Annotated in this window: 19 protein-coding genes and 1 riboswitch; of the genes, 10 read left to right on the top strand and 9 right to left on the bottom strand. The window is 55.5% G+C overall.

Translation table 11 applies throughout. The features are described 5' to 3' along the window. Nucleotides 1–17: 17 nt before the first annotated feature. Nucleotides 18–1,043 carry an IS110 family transposase gene (locus ACSQ13_RS01295; RefSeq protein ID WP_435988079.1) on the bottom strand — a complete coding sequence of 342 codons (1,026 nt, stop codon included), beginning with the start codon at nucleotides 1,041–1,043 and terminating at the stop codon, nucleotides 18–20. A gap of 244 nt (nucleotides 1,044–1,287) precedes the next feature. On the opposite strand from ACSQ13_RS01295, the gene ACSQ13_RS01290 reads away from it, so the two are divergent. The 3 genes from ACSQ13_RS01290 to ACSQ13_RS01280 all read left to right on the top strand — a co-directional run bounded on the left by ACSQ13_RS01290 (nucleotide 1,288) and on the right by ACSQ13_RS01280 (nucleotide 4,621). Then, nucleotides 1,288–2,658 (top strand): phosphomannomutase, encoded by a 1,371-nt coding sequence (locus ACSQ13_RS01290; RefSeq protein ID WP_435988078.1) that lies wholly within the window; start codon nucleotides 1,288–1,290, stop codon nucleotides 2,656–2,658. A 149-nt stretch (nucleotides 2,659–2,807) separates the two neighbouring features. Then, complete coding sequence (locus ACSQ13_RS01285) at nucleotides 2,808–3,668, top strand: hypothetical protein (RefSeq protein WP_435988077.1); 861 nt, start codon at nucleotides 2,808–2,810, stop codon at nucleotides 3,666–3,668. A gap of 80 nt (nucleotides 3,669–3,748) precedes the next feature. Further along, nucleotides 3,749–4,621 (top strand): hypothetical protein, encoded by an 873-nt coding sequence (locus ACSQ13_RS01280; RefSeq protein ID WP_435988076.1) that lies wholly within the window; start codon nucleotides 3,749–3,751, stop codon nucleotides 4,619–4,621. Nucleotides 4,622–4,674: 53 nt separating this feature from the next. On the opposite strand, the gene ACSQ13_RS01275 is transcribed toward ACSQ13_RS01280, so the two are convergent. From ACSQ13_RS01275 to ACSQ13_RS01265, 3 genes are all read right to left on the bottom strand, one after another. Continuing rightward, nucleotides 4,675–5,889 carry a PqqD family protein gene (locus ACSQ13_RS01275; protein ID WP_435988075.1) on the bottom strand — a complete coding sequence of 405 codons (1,215 nt, stop codon included), beginning with the start codon at nucleotides 5,887–5,889 and terminating at the stop codon, nucleotides 4,675–4,677. Nucleotides 5,890–6,613: 724 nt separating this feature from the next. After that, entirely contained in the window at nucleotides 6,614–6,802 is a 189-nt protein-coding gene (locus tag ACSQ13_RS01270; protein ID WP_435988074.1) for a hypothetical protein, read from the bottom strand. Between the two features lie 101 nt (nucleotides 6,803–6,903). Further along, nucleotides 6,904–8,130 carry a nucleotidyltransferase family protein gene (locus ACSQ13_RS01265; protein WP_435988073.1) on the bottom strand — a complete coding sequence of 409 codons (1,227 nt, stop codon included), beginning with the start codon at nucleotides 8,128–8,130 and terminating at the stop codon, nucleotides 6,904–6,906. Between the two features lie 671 nt (nucleotides 8,131–8,801). Here ACSQ13_RS01265 and ACSQ13_RS01260 point away from each other — a divergent pair. Both ACSQ13_RS01260 and ACSQ13_RS01255 read left to right on the top strand, forming a co-directional pair. Continuing rightward, complete coding sequence (locus ACSQ13_RS01260; RefSeq protein ID WP_435988072.1) at nucleotides 8,802–9,761, top strand: TAXI family TRAP transporter solute-binding subunit; 960 nt, start codon at nucleotides 8,802–8,804, stop codon at nucleotides 9,759–9,761. A 68-nt stretch (nucleotides 9,762–9,829) separates the two neighbouring features. Further along, nucleotides 9,830–11,614, top strand: a complete 1,785-nt coding sequence (locus tag ACSQ13_RS01255; RefSeq protein ID WP_435988071.1) for a TRAP transporter permease — start codon at nucleotides 9,830–9,832, stop codon at nucleotides 11,612–11,614. A 112-nt stretch (nucleotides 11,615–11,726) separates the two neighbouring features. Here ACSQ13_RS01255 and ACSQ13_RS01250 read toward each other — a convergent pair whose 3' ends face one another. Together ACSQ13_RS01250 and ACSQ13_RS01245 are read right to left on the bottom strand one after the other, a co-directional pair. Beyond that, nucleotides 11,727–13,031, bottom strand: a complete 1,305-nt coding sequence (locus ACSQ13_RS01250; RefSeq protein WP_435988070.1) for a ferredoxin reductase family protein — start codon at nucleotides 13,029–13,031, stop codon at nucleotides 11,727–11,729. A 102-nt stretch (nucleotides 13,032–13,133) separates the two neighbouring features. Continuing rightward, a complete protein-coding gene (locus ACSQ13_RS01245) occupies nucleotides 13,134–13,676 on the bottom strand; it encodes a flavodoxin domain-containing protein (RefSeq protein ID WP_435988069.1) in 543 nt (180 codons plus the stop codon). A 163-nt stretch (nucleotides 13,677–13,839) separates the two neighbouring features. Next, a riboswitch (cobalamin riboswitch) is annotated at nucleotides 13,840–14,031 on the top strand. Between the two features lie 100 nt (nucleotides 14,032–14,131). On the opposite strand from ACSQ13_RS01245, the gene nrdH reads away from it, so the two are divergent. The 5 genes from nrdH to ACSQ13_RS01220 all read left to right on the top strand — a co-directional run bounded on the left by nrdH (nucleotide 14,132) and on the right by ACSQ13_RS01220 (nucleotide 19,266). Next, nucleotides 14,132–14,353 carry a glutaredoxin-like protein NrdH gene (nrdH, locus tag ACSQ13_RS01240; protein WP_176250851.1) on the top strand — a complete coding sequence of 74 codons (222 nt, stop codon included), beginning with the start codon at nucleotides 14,132–14,134 and terminating at the stop codon, nucleotides 14,351–14,353. 6 nt (nucleotides 14,354–14,359) lie between these two features. Next, nucleotides 14,360–14,776, top strand: coding sequence for a class Ib ribonucleoside-diphosphate reductase assembly flavoprotein NrdI (gene nrdI / locus ACSQ13_RS01235; protein WP_435988068.1), 417 nt, complete (start codon nucleotides 14,360–14,362; stop codon nucleotides 14,774–14,776). Further along, nucleotides 14,758–16,884: a class 1b ribonucleoside-diphosphate reductase subunit alpha gene (gene nrdE / locus ACSQ13_RS01230; RefSeq protein ID WP_435988067.1), complete on the top strand. Its 2,127-nt coding sequence runs from the start codon at nucleotides 14,758–14,760 to the stop codon at nucleotides 16,882–16,884. The genes nrdI and nrdE overlap by 19 nt, the downstream gene beginning before the upstream one ends. A gap of 8 nt (nucleotides 16,885–16,892) precedes the next feature. Continuing rightward, nucleotides 16,893–17,867, top strand: a complete 975-nt coding sequence (nrdF, locus tag ACSQ13_RS01225) for a class 1b ribonucleoside-diphosphate reductase subunit beta (protein ID WP_435988066.1) — start codon at nucleotides 16,893–16,895, stop codon at nucleotides 17,865–17,867. Nucleotides 17,868–18,030: 163 nt separating this feature from the next. Then, nucleotides 18,031–19,266, top strand: a complete 1,236-nt coding sequence (locus ACSQ13_RS01220) for an MFS transporter (protein ID WP_295512796.1) — start codon at nucleotides 18,031–18,033, stop codon at nucleotides 19,264–19,266. A 51-nt stretch (nucleotides 19,267–19,317) separates the two neighbouring features. Here the strand turns inward: ACSQ13_RS01220 and ACSQ13_RS01215 are convergent, their stop codons facing one another. The 3 genes from ACSQ13_RS01215 to ACSQ13_RS01205 all read right to left on the bottom strand — a co-directional run bounded on the left by ACSQ13_RS01215 (nucleotide 19,318) and on the right by ACSQ13_RS01205 (nucleotide 22,042). After that, complete coding sequence (locus ACSQ13_RS01215; protein WP_295512797.1) at nucleotides 19,318–20,166, bottom strand: sterol desaturase family protein; 849 nt, start codon at nucleotides 20,164–20,166, stop codon at nucleotides 19,318–19,320. Between the two features lie 43 nt (nucleotides 20,167–20,209). Beyond that, nucleotides 20,210–21,613 carry a multicopper oxidase family protein gene (locus ACSQ13_RS01210; protein WP_295512799.1) on the bottom strand — a complete coding sequence of 468 codons (1,404 nt, stop codon included), beginning with the start codon at nucleotides 21,611–21,613 and terminating at the stop codon, nucleotides 20,210–20,212. A gap of 78 nt (nucleotides 21,614–21,691) precedes the next feature. Next, a complete protein-coding gene (locus ACSQ13_RS01205) occupies nucleotides 21,692–22,042 on the bottom strand; it encodes an SHOCT domain-containing protein (protein ID WP_295512801.1) in 351 nt (116 codons plus the stop codon). Nucleotides 22,043–22,125 lie beyond the last annotated feature (83 nt).

Genomic DNA, 22,125 nt, shown 5'->3' with positions numbered 1-22,125 from the left:
AAATCGTTCACACGGTTCTAGCGTGTGACAGTTTGTGCCCGGTATTCTCCGCCATGTGCCATCAACGCCCAGGCGATACGTGCCATTTTGTTGGCCAACGCTACCCTTACCAACATGGGTGGTTTGCGCTCCAGCATCCTCGCTAGCCAAGAGCCTGGTGCAGCCCCTTTGTGCTCGGCCCATCTGACCACAGCGCTGGCTCCAATGATGAGGAGGCGTCGCAAAGCTCGGTTTCCCATCTTTGACGTGCGTCCTAGTCGCTGCTTGCCGCCAGTCGAATGCTGGAGTGGAGTTAATCCTACCCACGCCGCAAAATCGCGTCCCCGTCTAAATGTTGAAGGGGGTGGAGCAAGTGCAGCAATCGCTGTCGCAATAATCGGACCAATGCCAGGTATCGTGGTCAGCCTTTGACAGATTTCATCTTCTCTCGCACGCTGCTCTATTTGGGCTTCCAACAGCCGAATACGGGTATTCAACGCCTCAAGCGTATCTACGAGAATGCTCAAGAGAGGGCGTGATATTTCTGGCAATTCAAGATCTCCGGCTTCAACCGCAGACACAAGTTTACGTACATGCGTTGGGCCCTTTGCAACAACAAAACCGAACTCGGAAAGGTGGCCGCGTAAGGCATTTATGATCTGCGTGCGTTGCCGGACCAACAGATCCCGCGCTTTGAATGCCAGGCCTGCCGCTTGATTATCTTCGCTTCGGACTTGGACAAACCGCATCGTAGGTCGCAGTGCCGCCTCGCAAATGGCTTCAGCGTCGATCGCATCACTTTTACTGCGTTTTACAAACGGTTTGACATATTTAGGTGCGATCAAGCGTACCGAGTGGCCAAGTGCCTCAAACTCGCGTCCCCAATAGTGGCTCCCTGAACAAGCCTCCATCGCAATGGTACATGTTGGCAACTCGGAAATGAACGAGAGTAGTTTGTTGCGTTTAAGCTGTTTGCGAAAAATGACCGCGCCTGTTGAGTTGCAACCATGAAGCTGAAATACATTCTTCGCCAGATCTATGCCGACAAGATCCAAATTTTCCATCGTAATAACCTCCTGATAATGTTCATCCCTCAATCTTAGCACAACGCTAGGTGGGGGATGTCCAATCCATCAGAACCTCGTTTTTGAGCATGTGCTGGGCCCCGTCTCAGTCACAGCAAGATTAGGTGCGGAAGTTCCGGGCTTTCATCCCTCCCCCAACAGGCTGACTTTATACCACCTTCCCAGATGACATGCCTCGCGTGGTTGTTATACCAAGTGGCTTAAGCAACCAAAGGACCCTCCTATGCCCCCCAAATTTGGAACCAGCGGCCTGCGCGGTCTGGTCACGGAACTTACGCCGGACCTGATCGGTGCCCATGTCAGGGCCTTTGTTGCGGCTTGCCCCGTGGGTAATGGCATCTGGATTGGGCGGGATTTGCGGGGGTCTTCGCCTGCGATCGCAGGGATGGTGGCCGATGCAGCCCGCGCGATGGGGGTGCAGGTCACCGATGCGGGGGCGGTGCCGACGCCAGCCTTGGCTTTGGCGTCGATGAACGCGGGGTGTGCGGCGGTGATGGTGACGGGCAGCCATATTCCAGACGACCGGAATGGCATCAAATTCTACACGCCAGCGGGCGAGATCACCAAGGGCCATGAGGCCGCTATTATTGCCAACCTCGATGCGTCCCCTACCAATAGCGGCCCGGAGCCGATCACAGATACTGGCACTAAAGCTGCTTATATCGCGCGCTATACCCGCGCCTATGGGACGGTGTTGACGGGGATGCGCATCGGGGTTTACAGCCATTCCGCCGTGGGGCGTGATTTGATGGTTAACCTGCTGACGCAACTGGGGGTGCAAATTACTGAACTTGGCCGTGCCACGCATTTTGTGCCGGTCGATACTGAAGCTGTACCTGAAGACGTGCGCGCACAGTTGCGTGCATGGGCGAGCAGCCATCCGCTGGATGCGATTGTCTCCACCGATGGTGATGGCGACCGGCCTTTGGTGGCGGACGCTACGGGCACCGTGGTTCCGGGGGACGTGTTGGGCCAGATCACGGGTACCGCCCTTGGCGCGCAGATTGCTGTCACGCCTGTGTCGTCAAACTCGGGGGCCGAGCAGGTATTTGACCAGGTGATCCGCACGCGGATCGGATCGCCTTTCGTCATTGCAGGGATGAAAACGGCCACGGGGCGCGTTGTGGGTTACGAGGCAAACGGCGGCTTCTTGCTTGGCTATGATGCAAGCGGCCCCTCTGGCTCCCTGCCAGCCCTGATGACCCGCGATGCCGTGCTGCCGATCTTGGCCAGCTTGATGGCGGCAAAAGCGGCGGGCAGTCTGGCCGCGGCCGTCGCCACCCAACCCCCACGTTTCACCGCAGCAGACCGCTTGCAGGGTGTCGCCACCGAAACCGCGCAAGCCTTTATCGCTGAGCTAAGCGCACAAGTCGCCACTCGCGCAGCTTTCCTGAAGCGCTTTGGACTAATCGAGGCGGCGGTCGACCGCACCGACGGTTTGCGGATGATCTGCACAGGCAACCGCATCGTGCATCTGCGCCCCTCTGGCAATGCGCCAGAACTACGGTTCTACGCAGAGGCTGACAGCCCCGAAGCCGCACAGGCCTTGCTGGATCAGGGCTTGGACATCCTGCGCGCGCAGATGGTGAGGTAGTCTAAACGAGCACGCGGCGTGGCACAAAATCGCGACCTGTCCACTCCTATCTCCAATTGTTTCGACACGTACGCGAGACGCGCTTTGACATTCGGTATAGCTTCGGTCAGGTACTATTGTAGGTGACCCATCTCCATAGGCCAGACCCGATGTACGAGAATGAAATGTGCTGTTTTGAATGGCGCAGTCATCGTGTGGTGTTGTCCGGATGCTCCCAAGAAATGTCGGTGGAGCTTTCCGCGACATTAGCGCTGGAGCTTTGCCAATCCCATGATGGGGATATTATCGATATAGTCATATCTTGCTCAGGTTCTGACATAGACGTTCGTTATAATCGATCTCGCGACCGTTTTAACAACCAACAAGACTTGCTAATCCATCTAGCCACTTTGGTCGCCGCTGCCTTTGTCGAGAAGGTCAACTTTCCTAATCGCCTACACGCGGCGGGTTTTATGCTGGGCGAAGGTGCTACGCTGCTTTCTGGCCCCGCATATTTCGGGAAATCCAACCTGAGCTTCATAGCCTGGTCGCGCGGCCACCAGATTTTGGGCGATGACTGGCTTTACTATTCCACCGACAGCCCCGAGGTTTCCCCACTTCCCAAGCCCCTAAAGCCGAGAGTACGCCCCGTTGATTTGCATGCCATGTCTGCGCTTTGCGCAAGCCGACCGCACACCTATGGTTCATTTCGGGGAGAGCACCGGCTTATGGTTGGCCGATCCGAGGGCTTTTACAACAACTGGGATCGACCAGTGCATGTTGACCATTTTGTTTTTCTCGAGAAGTCAGAAAGTGCAACCAGCCATATCAAAGCGATACGCGGTAGGGATGCGCTTCCCCTGCTTTTAGCACAAACGTTGCTCGACGAAGCTACAATGACCTTGCGGGCTGTCACATTCGCGAAATCCTTGTTAGCTGCAGGTACACCTATCTATACGCTCAGCGTCGGCAGCGAGGCTTACGATGAGGCCTTCGATCTCATGGTTGGTGTTCTTTTGAAGGGGCGCTGACGCCATGGTTGTGGTAAAAAAGTGCATGTAGGGCCGCAAATTTGGCTCTTTGTATTCGCTGACCATCACGGAGATTTCGCATGTTCACCGATCAAATCAATACAACAGACAATGCGGCGGACCTATTGGACCGGTTTAGCGTATCACCCGGTCTAATCACTGTTCGCCCACCCCATATTCTTTTTGGAACCCAATACATTTTCGGAATGTACGTTCCCCGCCCGGAATGGCGCACCCTTTCCGCAGTGGAAGCGGATTCGATGAGCCGCAAAGGTCTGCATCAGGAAATTTCGCTTGTGCGCCTGGAACCGACTGTGCTTGCGGCCCTTCGAGCGGCCTCTGGTACCATCGAATTGAGTGTATTGGAGTCTCCCGATGGCGCAATGACGCGAGGCGTGATCCCTCTTGCCTTAGGGCAAAGGGTACTCGAACATCTGTTGGGTGAAAATATCCACGAGGCGCATCTGGTTTCGTCGTTATTGCGACAGGTGGAGCCTGCCACCCACTCTGATGTCGAAGAAGACACGGGCACCGTGCCGCATGGATCGACCACGTTTTATCCGAATTCGGACAAGGCAATTGGGCTGCATCTGGATACTTGGGCGCATAAGCGCGATTTTATGCAGGACGGTCGGCCCTTTCGCTGTATCGTCAACATAGGGTGGGAGCCGCGCTATGTGGCTTTTGTCAACGCGGCACCGGATGAAATTTCACAGATGATCTTGGACGCAAATCCCGACATGGAGGCCGCGAAACTGCTGGAAGAAAATCCACAAGAATGGGCACAAAGATTTATGTCGGCACAGGGTGATCATCCTGTTATGCGCCTGAAGATCTTGCCGGGCGAAGCCTATATCATGGACACCCATGCGTGCATCCACGATGGCTGGGCTGTCGATCGGATATCACCCGATATTTTTGTGATTCTGTCCTATATCAGGAATTCGGCATAGCTGGCTTGCAACTCCGTCATTAACTCTGGTTCAGAACTGCGCAGCTGGGAATTTTACTCCACTCGATCTGACGTATTTTGAATAAACCCATGCTCAAGAAATGCAGTAAAGAGAGCTTCGATTTCCGCCTCAATTTTGCTCGGAGGTTGATTTTCGAAAGCCTCCTTCATCAAGTCACAAGCTTCCACCTTGGAAAGGCCAAACTCCAGCGCGTCCCAGAAAACTTGTGCCGTTTCATTCAGTGTCAGTACCCGATTGGTATCTCGGGACAACAGGACCAGATCATCCTCAAAAGTTTCTGACAATATTTCACCTGCTCTAACAAATACCGTGTGTTGATCCATAATTTCGTCCTTTTGTTTTTTGTGGTTCGACACCTTTGCCCACGGAAGCTCATCCGCTTGCTCAATCACATAGTCCGCAAGTTCTGCGTCGCTGAACTGCAACCAAGCGAGAGGAAAAGCATACCGATTGTCCCAGATGCGATTTTCGAGGCAACGAGCCACGAACGCCATGCGGTCCGGACAGTAAGCACCCGAAAGTGCAAAGGAGCCAACCAGCAGCGACATGTGCAGTGGAATGTTCAATGGCTCGGAGGCGGCTACGATTTCAGCCGGTTTCAGAAATCCGCAATGGGCAAGCGCGGCTGCAGATTCCCAACGTCTGTCACCGGCATTTGGAAATTTAGTCGCGGACTTTTTTGCCGCTTTGTAGACCTTAATCCAGTCTAGCGCGGTCGCCTTACCGATGGACGTATAATAGCGCGCTTTTGAAACAACCACGCCCCAATCATCGCTATCTTCCCCTATTGCCGTTTCGGCAATCTTTAGATTCCGCAATTCCTTGGCGTGTGTATGATCAGCGTCTTCGTAACCTGAATGAAATATGACGACACCTCTCAGCACTGATATACGCGCTTCGGCGTGGGCAGAGGCAAGATGCAGTCTTTCGTGGATGCGCCCAGAAAAGCTCACTTCATCCGACCGGCGATGACAGGACGACCTGACGGAGGTAGTCTGGCCATCTTGCACTACGATTTGAACTCCGTAGATCGGATCCTTCAGGCTTTTGTGCTGCCCCGTTGGAAAAGAAAAAAGGAATTCATCGCTATCCAGCCAGAGAACATAGCGGTTCTTGCTGATTATTTGCCCCAGCAAGTTATTTCTGGCATCGGCAAAATGGTTGGTCCAAGGGACGGTATATACCGTCAGGTTCCGATCCGAAAAGGGCGGTGTATCATCGACAGTTACCCCAAGGTGGACCTTCAATCCAAATCCAAGCGCCGATCGGACTGCACGCTCTGTTTCTTCCCAATTACCGTGCGATAGCAGGCATATATCGGGATCACAGTGCGGGAGTGGCCGATCAGCGGGATTAGTCTCCAACGGCATATGCATTTGCAGAGGCGCTATAGAGCAAAACTGCGGCCGGCGCGATCGTACCAGCCTTAGCAAGCCGTTGGATGAAAGCACGGCGCCGGATATTATCGATTTCGCTTCCAGGCGCACTACCTTTTAGCGCCTCATCATTCGTTTGATTGTCATCACGTTTGCGCATCGTGAACCTTTTTTGTGATTGCTAAATTGAGTTGCAAGCTAACCTGACATCCCACACCGCTAAAGTGCGACGTTAACTTTAGTAGATGAGCCAGCGCCGCATTCGGAAAAAGCCACAAATGACTTGTTGCCTAGAGATGTCCAAGAAGCCAAAGCAGTAAAAAGCTGTTACATCTCCTACGCGGCGGCCACCAGCAGGATTAATCTCCTGCTGCGGCGGGCGTGGATGACGCATTATAGAGCAAAGCCGCCGTCGGCGCTATTGCGCCAGCTTTTGCGAGCCTTTTGATGAAAGCGCGGCGCCTTGGGTTCTCCGCTCTGTTCTCGGGGGCAGCTTGCTGCACTTGACCATCAACTGATTGAGTGTCCTTGCGATCAGCCATGGAAGCATACCTTTCTGAAATTGAAGAAACGATGAAACCTTGCGTTGAGGAAATCAGCTCGCAAAAGCCATTCCGTTCGATGAAGCGTCATGAAGCAAAATAACTGCCGGAGCGATTGCACCCGCTTTCGCCAGACGTCTGATGAAGGCCCGTCTTCTCGGGCACTCTATTCCATCCTCAGACATTTTGCCCTGCACCGGATCCTCATCAGTAAGATTTTTGCCTTGATTGTCCAATGCCATGCCTCGCTTTCAATTCAAAAAAACCAGACCATTTCCCGCACGCGAAGTCAACGTTCCGAAATGTGGACTGCAACGTCCTCACTCCGCAATACCAACCATGTTCATCGCTTGGATCGATCAGATTCCAACTCTCCTATCAGTTTCATCACAATATTCCAAAATCCGAAAAGAAGACTCTTGGCTCCGGCCGTCTCACGCAAATAGTCTGGCAGATGAGGAAGTGCTTGTAACAGGCTATCGTCTGAACGACTCTCTCTGAAACGGTTCCATTCTGCAGAAATCCGCCCACTAAACCGTTCTGATGCAAGGCGGCTCTTCAATGCTCGTATTTCAGTCTTATCGAAAGGAGTGCGACTTAGACGGGTCAGGACTTCGGGTGGGATATCAGCTTCCAACACATCCCTAAGGTAGCCCAAAGCCACAGTCATGATAATTGAGGAGTGCGTTCGTTCAGCGTTTGCAACCAAGCGGTCCCAATCAAAGGTTTTGTCGGCAGTTTGCAAGATCCAATGCGCATCAAGCACCCAACGCACGGGTGGATGAAAATTTTGCGCGAGGCCATGCGCGCAGACCTGCAATAGCTGATCCTCAAGAGACAGTGTCCGAATAGTGGTGCCATTGACAATGTAGGTGGCCGTTCGTTCCCAGTAAATTTCGTCGGTTCCCGGCCAGCTTGCATGGTGGTTGATATGCAGGTGCAAGTCCAAGTCAAATTCATGATCGGTATGCGCCCAAGAAAGGCCAGAGCGGAACAATCGAGTAAGACTATCCGCAGACGCCGAATGTAGGGATTTTGGATACCAACCCAGATCCTTAAGATGCGCTGCAGCACGATCGAAATCCGCCTCGCGGACCAGCATGTCAATATCACCGACACGACGACAACTAAGATGCGGATAGACGGTTGGTGCCAATGCGGCCCCTTTAAAGATCAAGAACTCTAGACCGAATTCCACGAACTGTCGGGCAATCATCTGAAGCTGCCTCAAGAGTAGCTGATTGCTGAACGCATTTTGCACCCGCATAATTTTTAACTGCGGTTCTCTGGGGTCATCGATCAGTTTGGGCCCGAGCGAATAATGAATATGCGGCAACACCTGGTTCTGGGCGACACTCGAGAAATCTATACCTTCCTGAGCCCTCTGAAAGGCGGCAAAGGCCTTCTTAGGTCCAAGAACGGCGGCCCGAAAAAGGTCATCTGGCAGCAACCCTCTCCAGACACGCAGTGCGGACATAAGCTTGGGGTCACGTAAATGGGCAGGCAGCAACCTGTCTATGCCGGCATTGCTTGGGATGTATTTTGGTGGGGGTATTAGATCTTTGCCCATCAGGCCTTTCTCACAACCCGAAATAGGGCAAAAGATTTCATATTGAAGAACCGGCTTTTGGAGGGGCCTCACCTTATCTGTGAGGTTCGAGGCTCAATTGAGCTTCATCAGTATTTCACTAATACACTCGCCTTTGGGCAGTCGATAATCAAGAGCGGTATCGCATTGCTTTGAGTGATATCCCCTTCCTGCGCTTTTCTTGACCAAATTGAAGCCGTGACATGTCCAGCTTGCTTGTCCCCGCGCCTCTTTTCGCGACCCGCTTACTGTCGATGAGGTTCTGTCGAGCCGAATGGTCGCCTACCCATTCCGCAAGCTGATGTGCTGCCTCATGACCGACGGCGGTGGCATGTTCTCTTCCTCCGGAACAGTCGTGCCGGGCAATACTGCCTGACCGGTCGCAGAACCGAGAGCTGAATGTCGCCTCCTGCCGTGCTTTTTACAATACGCTTTGTCGGACAACCGCTTTTCTGATTATTCCGTTGAACGTCTGGCGATATTCTGTGGCAGATAATCAGTTGCGTGCCGAATGGTCCCTTGGTGGTCAATGCCTCCTGTGGCAAAGCCAGTGCCACGTCTCATCCGACGAAAAAACCCTGCATTCCAGCTTGTGCAAACAGACCAGACAGGTCACGATTTGCGGTGAACAACATCGTAGGGGAGGATTTCAGATGAATATCGTACTAAGATCAGCAGTGGCGGCAGTCGCCCTGACGACACTGGCCGTAACAGCCGCATCAGCCGAAACGCGCATTACGTATAAGTCGGCCAAAACCGGGTCGTCCTATTACCAGATGGGCGTTGAACTGGCCGAAGCCATGAAAGCCGGCACCAACGGCGATGTGATCGTCACAGTCGAAGAAAGCCAAGGATCCGTCCAGAACGTGATGGAAACCAAGGCGCGCGGGGGTGACTATGTGTTCACCACACCACCCGCACTGGTAGGCCTTGCGCAAAAAGGCAAAGCCATGTTCGAGGGCAAGCAAGATCCGGCCTTTGACGAAATTCGCGCGCTTTTCCCGATCCCGTCTTTGACCATGCATTTTGTTATGTCTGCCGACAGCGGTGTGACTGATCTGATGGGGATGGAAGGCAAGACCATTCTACTGGGCAAGGGCTCGTTCGGGGCGACCGAAGGCGCAAAATATATCGAGATGTTCGGGCTGACCGACAAGGTCAAGATCGCGGATGCGGAGCTTTCCAATGCGGTTGCCGCGCTCAAGAACGGTCAGATCGACGGCTTTGTCACCGCAGGTTCGTGGCCCGCACCCAATGTGATCGAAGCGGCGGCGTCTACGACGGTCACGGTCTTGTCACTCAGCGATGACCAGATTGCCCAGACCAAGCGCACGATGCTGACGATCCCTGCGGGCACCTATGCTGGACAAGACGCCGACATCACCACAACCTCGCTGCCGGTTGTGGCCTATACGACCACTGCGATGGATGATGACACGGCGTACCAGCTGACCAAGACATTTTGGGACAGCAAGGCCAAACTCGGCGATACCTCCCCATGGTGGAGCGGCGTCGACCAAGCCATGTTGAGCAATATCGCCGGCAAAATCCACCCCGGTGCCGCGCGCTATTACGCCGAGGCAGGCATCGAGCTGACTGACGCGCAAAAGTAAGCAGCTACCCGTTTGGCAGGCCGGATCACGCATCCGGCCTGCTGTCGCTCTCCAAAGAGACGTCCCCCATGAATACACTTCTCAATGGTCGCATCGCCGCGGCTTTCTGGCTGCTGTTGGCCGCTGGTCTGGTCGGCTATCACCTTGCGCTGATCTTCTCGGGTCTGGTGTCGAATCTGGTTAGCCGGCCGTTGCATATGGCATTCATCCTGCCCTTCGTGCTGGTTCTGGGGGCCACCAGCCGTGCGGGCCTGATCAGTGGTATCGTGCTGGCTGTGCTTGGTATTGGTGCCGCACTTTGGATTGCGTTGAACAATGACATGCTGGGGGATCAATACGGGTTTCTCGAAGGGAATTTCCAAAGAGCGATTGCAATCACACTGCTCGCCGTCACGCTTGAAACCGCGCGTCGTGCCATCGGCTGGCCCCTGCCTTTGGTGGCGGGAACGGCCCTACTTTACGGACTGTACGGCCAATATATTCCCGGCCAGTTTGGCCATTCCGGCACCCCGCTAAACAGTTTTCTGGGTACGCTGACCATTGCCGAAGGCGGCATTTGGGGGTCGCTTACGGGGGTATCCGTCGGGGTGGTGTCGATCTTTGTCATCTTTGGTGCTGTGCTGAACGCGGGCGAGGCTGGCCAGGGCTTTATGAATGTCGCCGCTGCCGCTGCTGGTCGGCTAAAGGGCGGTGCCGCCAAGGTGTCGGTAATTTCCTCGGCCCTTTTCGGCTCTATCTCGGGGTCGGCATCGGCCAATGTCGCGTCAACGGGCGCGATCACCCTGCCCGCGATGACGAAACTCGGCTACCCAAAACGGCTGTCTGCTGCGGTGGAGGCTGTGGCCTCTTCGGGTGGGCAGATCATGCCACCGCTGATGGGTGCGGGGGCGTTTGTGATGGTTGAACTGACGGGCGTGCCCTACACTTCGATCATGGCTGCGGCGATCCTGCCTGCCTTTTTGTATTTCCTTGCCGTCTGGGTCGGCATCAACGCCTACGCGCGGCGCTTTGACCTGAAGGGTGTGGATGCTGCCGACCGCCCTGCCCGGCGCGATGTGATCATCACCTCGCTATTCTTTCTTGTGCCGTTTTCGGTGCTGCTTTGGGCGATGTTCGGCGCAAAATTCACCCCTGAATATTCCGCCGCACTGGCCATTCTTGCGGGGGCCTTGCTGCTGTTCATCAACGCTGACTTGAAAAGCGACCGCGCCCAGATCATTGACCGCCTCACCAGCGCGGTGCTGAACGCGGCCAAACAAGTGTCGATGATTGCGGCCATCATCCTATGTGCGTCGATCATCATCGGGGTTCTGTCGATCACCGGTCTGGGGGTCAAAATCACCTCGTTGATCCTTGAAGGGTCGGGTGGCCTGCTCTGGCCTTCGCTGCTTCTGACCGCCCTCGCCTGCCTGATCCTCGGGATGGAGGTACCGACCACCGCCGCCTATGTCATCTGCGTGTCAGTCGCGGGTCCGGCGCTGACGCAACTGGGGCTTGAGCCGTTACAGGCGCATCTGTTTGTGTTCTGGTTTGCGCTGCTGTCCACCATCACGCCCCCTGTTTGCGGTGCCGTCTTTATCGCGGCGGGCATGATCGGGGAAAACTGGCTCAAGGTTGCGATGACGGCAATGGCGCTAGGCGTTGGTCTGTATATCATCCCCTTGGGCATGATCGCGAACCCCGACATGCTGCGCCTGGCCGAAACACCGATTGCCGCGATCATCGCGATGCTGCGGGTCGCCGTTGGGCTAACGCTTGTATCTTACGGGTTGATCGGCGCGCGCACCCTTGTGCCAACCGTGCTGATGGTCGGGGCCGGGTTGGCCGTTGTATTTTCGGGCGTATTCATTTGAAGCAAGATTAAGTCACCGAAGGACAAACGCCAAAAGGATCAGGCAAATGATCACACTCACGACCCAAATGGAGAGGGAGATGCGCCTGTGCAAACTCAGGTGCCTCAGGCGATCAATCATAGTCAAACCTCTCTGATAGGATACGATGAGACGGCGTGCCGCGCGTGATCAAATGGTCTTCGACGATGTCCATCATGATTGACGGGCCACACAGGACAAAGACCCATTCCTTGAAGTCGTCGGCCGAGAAAACCCGATCCAAAAGCGCTGCATCAATAAACCCTGTCTCGCCCTCCCAACTCTCCGGCGGTTCGGACAAGACAAAGGTCGTGTCCTCCCTATCCAGCTCCTCGCGGTAGGCGATTTGTTCAGCGGATCGGTTTCCGTAAACCAGCTTAACCTTTCGCGGATCATCGGTCAGGCGCATCTGCCTGAGAATTCCCAACAGGGGCGCAATCCCCACGCCGCCCGCGATCAAGGCAACGCCCGGTTCGGGGTGACCGTCGACAGTCAGGCTTCCAAACGGGCCATCCAGATACGCGACCGTATCAGGTTTTATCTGACCGATCGTTCGGGTAAAATCGCCAAGTTCCTTGATCATGAAAGAGATTTCTGGCCCTGCGGCGGGTGCTGACGAAAGGGAGAAAGGGTTCTCTTTCAACGAAAACGGACCATGCCCCACGTTCAGCCAGACAAATTGACCCGCTTGGTAAACCAGACCTGCATGGCCGTCGGGTGTTAAGGTCAATTTCCATTGTTTCGGCGTAACCTGCACAACAGACGTAACACGCCACGCGCGGGCCTTTTCCCGAAGCGGCGCGATCAAGTAAACGTAGAAAAGCGACCCGGCAGCGGCGGCAGTCATTGCCAGCCAGAAGCCGGTCATCACAGTCTGCGATCCATAGCGGCCTGCATATACCGTGTGGTGCAGCAAAAGCACGGCGATCAACAGGGCACCAACACCATGCATCAAGCGCCACGTCTCGTATTTATAGTCTAATTTGCTGCGCCAGATCGCAAGAATGACAAAGCTGGGCAGGATCAGATATGCGGCGATACCTGTGGATAGGTCAGCAATATCGGTCGTGATGACCAGTTGGCGGGTCATATCCCAAGGGCGCTGTCCACCAGACGGTGTACCGCGATATAGAAAAGGGTGAAGCGCCGCAAAACCCAGTGCTATCCTTGCCATGATCTGATGAAACCGCATGGTCACATCCATGCCGATATCATTCGAAATATTCTTGAAGCGGCCGGAGAGCACAAACTCCATAAGGATCATGGAAAACGCAAGAATACCAAGGCCGGAGGCAAGTTCCTGATGGAATGCCCGCGGTGGCCCGCCGACCAGCCAGGACAAGATCAGGGGCAAGGTGACAGCCGCAATATAGCAGACAACCAAAAACAGCGGCTTCATATTCTTTTGTGATCCATTTCTTACGTCGCAGCAATTACTTCAGGGGTCGGCGCTGGCACCCAAGAGGTGTGCCTCAGCCTCTAAACCCCGTCTTTGATCTGGTTAATCAGTGGCGTCGATACCGGCCAGCCAATCATCGGTCGTCCTGAAAAGTGAATTCCAATCAGTATATTCCTTATCCGCGTCCAAGTCTGCCTCCGGGTTTTTTGAGGCCAGGATGCGACGCATGATGAACCGTCGGAAAATATCATACTCTGACGGCAGATATGCACCCGCGACTTGCTCAACACGGCTTGGCACCCAGCCCGTCGCTTCGACGAACTCATCTTTGATCTTATCCAGAGTCTTCCAATCTTCGGCTTCATGCCCCGCAGCGGCAAGTGATACTGACAAAAACAAGGTCGGTTTCGCTTGGAGGTCTTTGGACCGTTCCGCCACAAAATTGGTCAGTGCCCGCTGGTAGTGACCCACATGGACCGATGCCGCCAGAATTACGCCATCAAACCGCTGGAGGTCCATTCGGGTCGCATTCGCGAGTTCCACAAGTTCGACAGAACGCCCGCCATCCACGATGTGATCGGCCAATCTCTGGGCGATCTTTCGCGTTTGCCCCTCTGTGGAAGCATAGGCTATCAGAACTTTCATGCATGTCTCCAATCATAGACGGCAATTTCTAACCGGGGAATTGCGATGCCCTAGCCGCGTTTCTGGATTTGAACATTTTTCAAGGCCGCGGCATTGATCTTGGTCAAACCGGGAAGTTCGACAAAACCAAACGCAGTATATTGACACCCCATGGGAAAGCACCCCAAGATATAGGTGCTTTGGTTCCTGCGATGCGAGTCGCAGGCTAAGAGGGAAGCCGGTGAAATACCGGCGCTGCCCCCGCAACTGTAAGCGGCAAGTGTTGGCCTTTTACCCACTGGTGCATCTGCACCGGGAAGGATGGCAACACATTCGAGCCGCGAGCCAGGAGACCTGCCCAAGCACGATACGATAACCGCGAGCGGAGGGCTTGGGGACGTGTTTATGGTATGGCCCTATTCAGGCGGTACCCTGCGCGCCCCTGTTCCTTTGCAAAACAACCAAAGGATATGGGCATGACCATCACTGTTTATTCGAAACCTGCTTGCGTGCAATGCACAGCCACCACCCGCGCGCTGGACATGCGCGGTCTGGACTACCGCGTTATCGACCTGACACAAGATGCAGACGCGATGAATGACGTGACCGAAATGGGCTACCGTCAGGTTCCGGTTGTTGTGGCGGGTGATGCGCATTGGGCCGGGTTTCGCCCCGATATGATCGGCCAACTGGCATAAATGGGAATGGGCGGGCTGGTCTATTATTCGTCTGCGACGGGCAATACCGCGCGGCTGGTTGCCGCCTTGGGGCGTGATGCCATGCGCATTCCGATCCGCCCGTCCGAACTGATGCCATCCCCTGCCCGCCCCTTTGTGCTGATCTGCCCGACATTTGCAGATGGCGCAGGGCGCGGGGCGGTCCCCAAACAGGTGATCGGGTTTTTGAATGCCCCCGCCAATCGCGCCTTGCTGCGCGGTGTGATCGGTGCGGGGAACCGCAACTTTGGGGCGACATTCGCCCTGGCTGGCGATGTGATCGCCCAAAAATGCAACGTGCCCGTGCTCACCCGGTTCGAGCTGGCAGGAACAGACAATGATATCGCCCGCATCCGCGACGGGCTGGACAAATTTTGGAGAACGCAATGCTTGATGACGGTATAGACGCAGGGATGGATTATCATGCGCTGAATGCGATGCTGAACCTGTACGACTCTCAGGGTCATATCCGGTTTGACGCAGACCGCATGGCAGCGCGTCAATATTTCCTTCAACATGTGAACCAGAACACCGTTTTCTTTCATTCGCTGGACGAAAAACTCAGCTATCTGGTCGACGAAGGATATTACGAAGCGGCGGTGCTTGACGGATACCCGCGCGCCTTCCTTCACCAGATCTGGGAGGCCGCATTTGCGCAAAAATTCCGTTTCCCCACGTTTCTGGGCGCGTTCAAATATTACACCTCCTACACGCTGAAAACCCGAGACGGGAACCGGTTTCTGGAACGCTACGAGGACCGCGTGGTCATGACCGCGTTAACGCTGGCGCGTGGCGATCAGGTGCAGGCGATGGCGTTCATGCACGAAATCCTGTCGGGGCGTTTCCAACCCGCCACGCCCACATTCCTTAACGCCGGAAAGCAAAGCCGAGGGGAGCTGATATCCTGTTTCTTGCTGCGGCTTGAAGACAACATGGAAAGCATCGGGCGCGGTATCAATTCGGCCCTGCAACTTAGCAAGCGTGGCGGTGGCGTCGCTTTGATGCTGACCAACATTCGCGAACAAGGTGCCCCGATCAAAGGGATCGAAAACCAGTCCTCCGGTGTCATCCCCGTGATGAAGCTGCTGGAGGATTCTTTCTCATACGCCAACCAGCTGGGCGCGCGGCAAGGTGCGGGGGCGGTATATCTGAATGCGCATCACCCTGATATTTTGCGCTTTCTTGATACCAAGCGCGAGAACGCAGACGAAAAAATCCGCATCAAGACGCTGAGCCTTGGCGTGGTAATCCCGGATATTACCTTTGAGCTGGCCAAGAAAAACGAGGATATGTACCTGTTCTCGCCGCATGATGTTGAGCGTGTCTATGGCCTGCCGTTTTCAGACATTTCAGTGACCGAAAAATACGCCGAGATGGTCGACAACAAACGCATCCGCAAAAAGAAAATCAACGCACGTGAATTCTTTCAGACCCTCGCTGAAATCCAGTTCGAGAGCGGCTATCCCTACATCATGTTCGAAGACACGGTGAACAGCGCCAACCCGATCAACGGGCGCATCGCGATGTCAAACCTGTGCTCGGAAATCCTGCAAGTGAACGAGGCCAGCACGTTTCACGATGATCTGGGTTATGACCACCTTGGCACGGATATCTCTTGTAACTTGGGGTCGCTTAACATCGCCAAAACGATGGATGGACCCGACTTTGGCGCGACGGTCGAAACCTCCATTCGGGTGCTGACAGCTGTGTCTGAAATGTCGTCGATCAATTCGGTACCCTCCGTGCGGCGTGGCAATGACGAAAGCCATGCGATCGGGCTGGGGCAGATGAACCTGCACGGCTATCTCGCGCGCGAACGCATCCATTATGGCAGCGCCGAGGGGGTCGAATTCACGTCCCTCTATTTCGCCGCTGTCGCCTATCACGCCATTCGCGCGTCGAACCTTTTGGCGCAGGAAAAGGGCGAAACCTTTAAAGACTTCGCGACCTCTACCTATGCAAGCGGTGCGTTTTTTGACACCTACACCACCCGCGACTGGCTGCCCGAAAGTGACGCTGTAAAGGCACTGTTCGAGGGCAAAGACCTTCCCACCCGCGAAGATTGGGCCAAGCTGCGCGATCTGATCATGGAACACGGGCTGTACAATCGCAACTTGCAGGCGGTGCCGCCCACGGGGTCAATCAGCTACATTAACAACTCCACGTCTTCGATCCATCCCATCGTCAGCAAGATCGAAATTCGCAAAGAGGGCAAGATCGGGCGCGTCTATTACCCTGCCCCGTTCATGAACAACGACAACCTCGAATTCTACCGCGATGCCTATGAGATCGGGCCCGAAGCGATCATCGACACCTATGCCGCCGCAACCACCCATGTGGATCAGGGCCTGTCGCTGACCCTGTTCTTCCCCGCCGATGCCTCGACCCGCGACATCAACCGCGCGCAGATCTACGCGTGGAAGAAGGGCATCAAAACCATCTATTACATCCGCCTGCGCCAAACCGCCCTTGAGGGGACGGAAGTCGACGGCTGCGTTTCCTGCACATTGTGAGGCCCGATATGAAAGACCTTGACCACGCCACCGCTGTCCCCCGCGCCATCAACTGGAACCGCATCCAGGACGACAAAGACCTTGAGGTCTGGAACCGTCTGACCGTCAATTTCTGGCTCCCCGAAAAGGTACCGCTTTCCAACGATGTCCAAAGCTGGGCCACGTTGAAACCGGACGAGCGCACGCTGACGATCCGCGTGTTGACGGGCCTGACGCTGCTCGACACGATCCAGAACACCGTTGGCGCGCCGTCGCTGATGCCCGACGCACAAACCCCGCACGAGGAAGCCGTGCTGACCAACATCGCATTCATGGAAGCCGTGCATGCGCGGTCATATTCGTCGATCTTTTCGACGCTATGTTCCACGAAAGAGGTCGATGACGCCTTTCGCTGGTCAGAGGAAAACCCGCATCTTCAGGCGAAATCCCGTTTGATCTTGCAAGAATACAACGCAACAGCCGACCCGCTAAAGCGCAAGATCGCATCGGTGTTTCTGGAGAGTTTCCTGTTCTATTCGGGCTTCTATCTGCCGATGTATTGGTCCAGCCGTGCCAAGCTGACCAACACCGCCGATCTGATCCGCCTGATCATCCGCGACGAGGCGATCCATGGCTACTACATCGGCTATAAATTCCAGCGTGCCACCGAACACTTGCCACAGGCGGATCGTGATGCCCTCAAGGATTTCGCGTTTTCGTTGATGTTCGACCTTTACGAGATCGAGGCGCAATATACCGCAGAGCTTTATTACGATATGGGCCTGACTGAGGACGTGAAAGCGTTTCTGCATTACAACGCCAACAAGGCGCTGCAAAATCTGGGCTACGAGGCGCTGTTTCCCGCGCAAGTCTGCGAGGTGAACCCCGCGATCCTGGCCGCCTTGTCACCTGACAGCGAGAACCACGATTTCTTTTCCGGCAGTGGTTCGTCTTACGTCATTGGCAAGGCCGTGGCGACAGAAGACGAAGATTGGGATTTCTGACATCCGAACATGGCAGCGCTAAATTGCATTGGTGTCCGGCGATACGACGTTGGGCACCAAATGCAGGGCCGCCGATCCAATTACCGATACTCATGCACGGTCATACCGGCTAGGAATGAACACAAGCATTCATTGAAATCCATATCCCGAGCGAGATTTTCAAATGGCCACCGCATCACCCATATTAGCGCGGATGCGCGAGATCCCGAAAGGGATCTGGGTGCTGGGATGCGTGTCCCTGTTCATGGATATTTCATCCGAGCTGATACATGCGTTGTTGCCGGTTTATCTGGTCACCGTGATGAGCGTGTCGATGGTCACGGTGGGCATCATCGAAGGCATCGCAGAGGCAACGGCATCTATCGTCAAGATTTTCTCGGGCGCGATGTCGGACTGGCTGGGTAAGCGCAAACTCCTGGCTGTCATCGGCTATGGCCTTGCAGCGTTCACAAAGCCAATCTTCCCCGTGGCCGGCTCCGTCAACTTGCTGATCGCGGCCCGGTTTGTCGACAGGGTTGGCAAGGGCATTCGTGGCGCGCCGCGCGATGCGCTTATCGCTGATATGGCCCCTGCGCACATGCGCGGCGGCAGCTTTGGGTTGCGGCAATCCCTTGATACTATTGGCGCTTTTCTGGGGCCGCTTCTGGCCATTTTCCTGATGTGGCTGACCACCAATAACTTTCAGGCGGTTTTCTGGGTCGCTGTCATCCCCGCCTTTCTCGCCTTGGCTCTGCTGGTCTTTGCCGTCCACGAACCCGCCAGACCCACCGGCCTGCGCAAGGTAAAATTCCCTCTAAGCTTGCCCGAACTCAACCGCCTCGGGTCAAACTACTGGCTGGTGGTCGCGGTTGCGACGGTCTTCTCGCTTGCGCGTTTTAGCGAGGCTTTTCTGATTTTGCGGGCGCAAGGCATAGGGCTGCCACTGGTGCTGATCCCGATGGTTTTGGTGTTGATGAACGTTGTCTATGCGCTGGTGGCCTATCCGGCGGGGGCGCTGTCGGACCGCTATCATCGCGTAACGCTTTTAATCATCGGATTTTGCGTTCTTATCGCCGCCGATCTTGTGCTTGCATTCGCAGATGGTCTGGTTGGCGTAGGCTTCGGCGTGGCACTATGGGGTTTGCATCTGGGATTAACACAGGGTCTGCTTGCAGCACTTGTTGCCGACACCACCCCACAAGAACTGCGCGGAACAGCTTTTGGAATGTTCCACCTGACCGGGGGGCTGGCCCTGCTGGCGGCAAGTATTCTGGCTGGAGTGCTTTGGGAAGGGTTCGGCGCACAGGCCACATTCCTCTCGGGGGCATGCCTGACGGCGATTGCCTTGGCTGGGCTAGGTCTGTTGCGTTGGTACCTGCCCGCACTGGGTGCTTTTCACAAACCTCAAGAAAACGCCTGATCTCTTGGCGGGCCCTATCTCGTCTACGTCTGAAATTCAGGCGTGGGTATATTACTTATCACTTGCTTCCCGATTGATTGGATAACCGCTTGCAGGACCTTTGACGGGTTGAACCAACATCCGGTCGAGCCATAGATCGCGCTGCGTTCTGAACTGCTCTATGCCGATGGTCATGGCGTCATGGCCCGCAGCAGGCTGCGCCCTATAGGTGCCCAATAGCCTGTCCCACCACGGCAGGTTAAACCCGAAATTGCTGTTCGTTTCCTCGGGCAGGATAGAGTGGTGGACACGGTGCATATCAGGCGTGACCATGATCAAACGCAGAAGCCGGTCCACGACCAGAGGCAGCCGAACGTTGGAATGGTTGAACATCGCGGTGGCGTTGAGCAAGACCTCGAAGATCAAGACCGCCACGGCAGGCGGACCCAAGACCAGCACCATTGCCAGTTTGATCCCCATCGACAGCACAATCTCGATGGGGTGAAACCGCAGGCCTGTCGTGACATCAAATTCAAGGTCAGCGTGATGCATACGGTGCAACCGCCAAAGGGCAGGAACCGCATGAAACATAACGTGCTGTAAATAGATGACCAAATCCAGAACGATGATACTCACAAGAACAGCAACCCAAGCCGGTGCCTCGATTAAATTGAATAATCCCCAGCCGCGTTCTTGTGCGATGATGGCCAAACCGACCGCGAGGATCGGAAAGGTCAGGCGCAAAACAATTATGTCTATGACCACCAAGGCCAGATTGTTTGACCAGCGGATCACCCGCGGAATATCGCGCCGGCGTCGCGGGGCGAGCACTTCCCAAAGCGCCATGATTGCCAAAACGACAAGGAACACCCCAAGGCGCAACTGCGGCTCGGCAGCAAAGATGTGTTCTGACGTCGGCATTTTTGATCCTTCCCGTGAATCTTCGGCTCAATAACGGGCCCCTTTAAGTGACCGTGAACTGCCCCATCATCCCCGCATCTTCATGCTCGAGGATATGGCAGTGGAACATATAAGGCGTCTCTTGCCCGGCGGGTTGGTCAAAACGCGCGATGATTTCTGCTTCGCCGGGCACCAGAACTGTATCTTTCCAGCCTGTGTTTTCAGGTCGCGGCGGCGCGCCGTTCTCGCTCAGCACACGAAACCGTACACCATGCACGTGGAACGGATGGGCGATCATCGTGCTGCGGATGCGCCAACGTTCGACAGTGCCCTGCGCGACCGCAAAATCGATCCGTCCCATATCATAGGGGCGTCCATTGATGGCAAAGCCGCCGCCGCGCATCATGCCGCCCATCCCCATATCAAGCGAGATATCCCGCGTTTCGACCTCGGTTCCGGCCAGGTCCTCCAACACACCGTCCAGTTTGTCTGGCAGGCGGGTGATACGCGCGGGCAGCGCCGCGTCGACCGCAAAAGGCAGAACGCCATATGGCTGGGCCGGATCGCTCAACAGGACAGGTGCCTTGCCGTCTGACATATCCACTAGCACCTCGGCGCGTTCACCCGGCGCAAGGGTCAGCGTGTTCAAAGCAATCGGTTCGGGCAGGAACCCGCCATCCGTCGCGACCAGATGCATCGGCCGCGTATCGTCGAAAAATAGCGTGTAGACACGCGCATTTGACCCGTTGAGCAGGCGCAGCCGCACGATCCCCTGCGGCACGACCGCTGTCGCGCCCGCTTGGCCGTTGACCAGCAAACGGTTGCCCGCAAACCCGTGCATCACGTCCATCATCGAGGGATCATAAACCATGCGGCCCGCGTTATCGAAACGGCGATCTTGCAAGACAAGGGTCAGGTCATCGACACCATAGGCCGATGGTAAACCGCGCGCGTCGTCTTCGCCGTCGGTGATGTGAATGACCCCCGCGAGCCCGAAATACACCTGTTCTGCCGTGCGCTCGTGGATATGGGAATGATACCAGATGGTCGCGGGGTCTTGGGCGATATGCATCTCTGGTTGCCAGCTTTCGCCCGGTGCGATCGGCAGATGCGGGCCGCCGTCATGTTCTCCGGGCACCAAAAGGCCATGCCAATGGGCGCTGACCGGGGCCTTGAGCCCATTTTTTACGTCTGCAGCCAGATCCCCGTTCTTGAGGATAACTGTCGGCCCCAGATAGTCTTGGTTAAACCCAACCGTTGGTGTGGCCACCCCGCCAAGAAAGGTTTGACTGCCCGACTGCGCTTGCAAAGACAGACGCCCCGTTGAGCGTGTATCAAGAAGCGGCGGCATGGACAGACGCTGCTTGGGGGTTTGTTCTTGCGCAAATGCACGCGCAGCCCCGTGCGACAGGGCTGCTGCGGCAGCAAGGGCGGTTGCAGAAGAACTCAGGAACTGACGTCTTTTCATGGGAGCCTTTCAGCGCAATGTTTGACCAAAACCGTGCTGATCATGACCCTACATCTTAAATGTCTGCTTGCCCAAGATTTAGTCAAGTAACGCCTTCTTGCGCGCATTGAATTCTTCAGCGTCGATCTCGCCCTTCGCGAACCGCTCGTTCAATATCGCCAGGGCGTTGGTGTTTGGCTGCAATGCAGTGCCACCATTGGGCAGGCGCAAGATAAAGATAGTGGCCACGACGATCCCGACGATCAGCAAGACCATGAATACCGGCCCAAGAAACATGCCGAAGCCGCCCCACTGACTGTCGCCCCACATCATATCGTGCCCATGGAAGGACTGCTCGTAAAGTTCTGGAACTTCAACAACTTGCGCCGCAGCTGATGTTGCCGTCACCGCGGCCAAACCTGCGATCCGCGAGATATTTTTCATTGGCATCTGACGTCTCCTATTATGCGGCTCCAACAGCCGTCATTTTCGCAGATACCATCGAACCAGAGGGGCCATTGTGATCTACATCA

Origin of the sequence: Sulfitobacter sp. SH22 (assembly GCF_965641905.1) — a bacterium.
Lineage (GTDB): Bacteria > Pseudomonadota > Alphaproteobacteria > Rhodobacterales > Rhodobacteraceae > Sulfitobacter.
This window is presented reverse-complemented; position numbering and strand designations above follow the sequence as displayed.

Bases quoted from the DNA above. Each gene is read 5' to 3' on its own strand.
- ACSQ13_RS01295 (WP_435988079.1), bottom strand. From the start codon at position 1,043: ATGGAAAATTTGGATCTTGTCGGCATAGATCTGGCGAAGAATGTATTT.
- ACSQ13_RS01205 (WP_295512801.1), bottom strand. From the start codon at position 22,042: ATGCCAATGAAAAATATCTCGCGGATCGCAGGTTTGGCCGCGGTGACG.
- nrdI (WP_435988068.1), top strand. From the start codon at position 14,360: ATGGGCGGGCTGGTCTATTATTCGTCTGCGACGGGCAATACCGCGCGG.
- nrdE (WP_435988067.1), top strand. From the start codon at position 14,758: ATGCTTGATGACGGTATAGACGCAGGGATGGATTATCATGCGCTGAAT.
- ACSQ13_RS01250 (WP_435988070.1), bottom strand. From the start codon at position 13,031: ATGAAGCCGCTGTTTTTGGTTGTCTGCTATATTGCGGCTGTCACCTTG.
- ACSQ13_RS01270 (WP_435988074.1), bottom strand. From the start codon at position 6,802: ATGGCATTGGACAATCAAGGCAAAAATCTTACTGATGAGGATCCGGTG.
- ACSQ13_RS01285 (WP_435988077.1), top strand. From the start codon at position 2,808: ATGTACGAGAATGAAATGTGCTGTTTTGAATGGCGCAGTCATCGTGTG.
- ACSQ13_RS01265 (WP_435988073.1), bottom strand. From the start codon at position 8,130: ATGGGCAAAGATCTAATACCCCCACCAAAATACATCCCAAGCAATGCC.
- nrdH (WP_176250851.1), top strand. From the start codon at position 14,132: ATGACCATCACTGTTTATTCGAAACCTGCTTGCGTGCAATGCACAGCC.
- ACSQ13_RS01245 (WP_435988069.1), bottom strand. From the start codon at position 13,676: ATGAAAGTTCTGATAGCCTATGCTTCCACAGAGGGGCAAACGCGAAAG.
- ACSQ13_RS01220 (WP_295512796.1), top strand. From the start codon at position 18,031: ATGGCCACCGCATCACCCATATTAGCGCGGATGCGCGAGATCCCGAAA.
- ACSQ13_RS01210 (WP_295512799.1), bottom strand. From the start codon at position 21,613: ATGAAAAGACGTCAGTTCCTGAGTTCTTCTGCAACCGCCCTTGCTGCC.
- nrdF (WP_435988066.1), top strand. From the start codon at position 16,893: ATGAAAGACCTTGACCACGCCACCGCTGTCCCCCGCGCCATCAACTGG.
- ACSQ13_RS01290 (WP_435988078.1), top strand. From the start codon at position 1,288: ATGCCCCCCAAATTTGGAACCAGCGGCCTGCGCGGTCTGGTCACGGAA.
- ACSQ13_RS01260 (WP_435988072.1), top strand. From the start codon at position 8,802: ATGAATATCGTACTAAGATCAGCAGTGGCGGCAGTCGCCCTGACGACA.
- ACSQ13_RS01215 (WP_295512797.1), bottom strand. From the start codon at position 20,166: ATGCCGACGTCAGAACACATCTTTGCTGCCGAGCCGCAGTTGCGCCTT.
- ACSQ13_RS01280 (WP_435988076.1), top strand. From the start codon at position 3,749: ATGTTCACCGATCAAATCAATACAACAGACAATGCGGCGGACCTATTG.
- ACSQ13_RS01255 (WP_435988071.1), top strand. From the start codon at position 9,830: ATGAATACACTTCTCAATGGTCGCATCGCCGCGGCTTTCTGGCTGCTG.